This is a genomic window from Vibrio sp. 378 (genome assembly GCF_033339435.1).
Genome location: NZ_JAWOUO010000486.1, coordinates 1 through 738, shown reverse-complemented (window position 1 = coordinate 738; position 738 = coordinate 1). Strand labels below are relative to the sequence as shown.

General features: G+C 53.5%; 1 pseudogene. It reads right to left on the bottom strand.

Annotated features, from left to right (window positions below):
• Nucleotides 1-738: pseudogene (locus R7Q48_RS27095) on the bottom strand (exopolygalacturonate lyase); the annotation flags it as partial.

Here is a 738-nt window from a genome sequence, read left to right as displayed (position 1 = left end):
CTTCCATTTGATTCGCGCCGCTATCCAGTGTCAGCCACTGGCTGATCAGCTCACCCGCCGTCACGGTTTGCTTCGCTCCCGCTTTGCCTTTGTGCAGAACTTCAAATTCGCCCGAGTAGTTGGCACGAGCTTGAACCGGATACTCCTTGGTTGCAGAGCGAGGTGAAGAAGCGATTTGGAATACCAATTCGCCCTGCTTGGCCGCGTATTTTGGAGCGTCCACGGTATCCGCCGCAGCAAGCTGCAAATCGACATTGCTCACCGTCATTTTTGCATTGCGTGACGCAAAGAAGCCGACGTATTGCGAGTCTGAGTTTTGCATTTCAACGATATTGGCATTCGCGCCTTTTACCGCTTGCTCAACGAATTTTTCGCCATTACGGTAGCTGACTTTGAAACCATCATTGGTGCGTGTCAGCGTCATGCGGTAGGTTTCAGCCGTGCCGTAAGGCACCCCTTCCACATAATCGACACGGCTTAAACGGTTACCCGGCGTTCCCCAAGGTTGATAAACGCCTTCACGAAACGATGCGTTGATGTTGGTCATGCCATCGTTCGTGCGGGTGTGAGAACGCATTAGGTTCATCACCATGTTCGATGCAGACGGAAACTCTTCATGGCCCTCTGGTTGCGGCACTAAACGCTCGGCACCTAGAATGTCGCGCACCATCAAACCTGCGCCTTCTTGGCGGTTGGGTGTCGCGCCTGTTTCCGGGCCAAGCTGTTCAAGCACCACAT